This is a genomic window from Luteimonas huabeiensis HB2 (genome assembly GCF_000559025.1).
Lineage (GTDB): Bacteria > Pseudomonadota > Gammaproteobacteria > Xanthomonadales > Xanthomonadaceae > Luteimonas > Luteimonas huabeiensis.
The window spans coordinates 1-988 of sequence record NZ_JAAN01000054.1 but is presented as its reverse complement, the minus strand read 5'-3'; the positions used below and the strand labels follow the sequence as shown (position 1 = coordinate 988).

Here is a 988-nt window from a genome sequence, read left to right as displayed (position 1 = left end):
CGAAACCATCATCCGAACCCGCAGGAACCACACCGATGACCGCACTTCCACCGCCGCCCGTTCCGCAGAGGCTGCGGGACATACTCAAGGACTATCCGGAGCACATCGAGCGGCTGCAGGAGGCTTTGAATACCGTCGTGACGAAACCTTCGGCCGCAACCCCTCCCTTCGAGGTAGCCATATGGGCACTTGAAGGGCGCTTAAGCACTTTTGTCTCCGAATCCATTGACGAACTCAATGCCGCCGAGGGAACCGGAAATCCCGAAGCAATCGAGAAGGCCAAGGAAAAGAAATCCCTGATGCTCGACGCGGCATCCATCAACAACGGGATGAGCGATCTGGACGAGCTGTGGAACTACTTCCGTAAGTACAAGGAAGAATTCGAATGAATACTCCCGACACGGCCCTGGATCAGGCCACCCATGCTCGCGTGCTCGAGGACACCATAGTACCCAAAAGCCGCCTTTCCGAAGCGAATTCCCACGAGCGGCCACGCGCCATTCTTCTTGGCGGGCAGCCCGGCTCTGGTAAAGGCGGCCTGGTCAGATCCGCCAGATCCGAATTGGCCAACGATGTCGTCGTGATCGACCCCGACGCACTCCGCGACTACCACCCTCGCGTCAACGACTTCCGTCGCACCCACCCCTACTTGAGTAACGGCGAGTGGTCTTCGGAGCTGATCCGCGACCTGCAAGCCAAGGGCTACGAGGTCGAGGTCCGCGTAATGGCCTCGCCGAAGCTGGAAAGCGAATTGGGGGTGGATGAACGATTCAGCAGAGGCTTGGACGCCGATGGCCACGGCCGCTACGTCCCTGCGAGCGTGCGCGATCACGTCCACGACAAGCTCCCCTCCAGCCTCGACACCATTCACGCCCGCACCGACGTGCCCATCCGCCTGTTCGATCGCGAAGGCACGCAGCTGTACGACAGCCGCATCGACGCGCGCCCACCCGGCACGGCGCTGGAGGAAGCGCGCGATGCCAGGCTG

At 61.3% G+C, this 988-nt stretch carries 1 protein-coding gene and 1 pseudogene; both read left to right on the top strand.

From position 1 onward, the window contains the following. Positions 1-389, top strand: a pseudogene (locus Z164_RS22195) (hypothetical protein); the annotation flags it as partial. Continuing rightward, positions 386-988 (top strand): zeta toxin family protein (locus Z164_RS21070; RefSeq protein ID WP_201769624.1); only part of this gene is annotated, 603 nt, incomplete at its 3' end. The pseudogene Z164_RS22195 and the gene Z164_RS21070, both read left to right, overlap by 4 nt.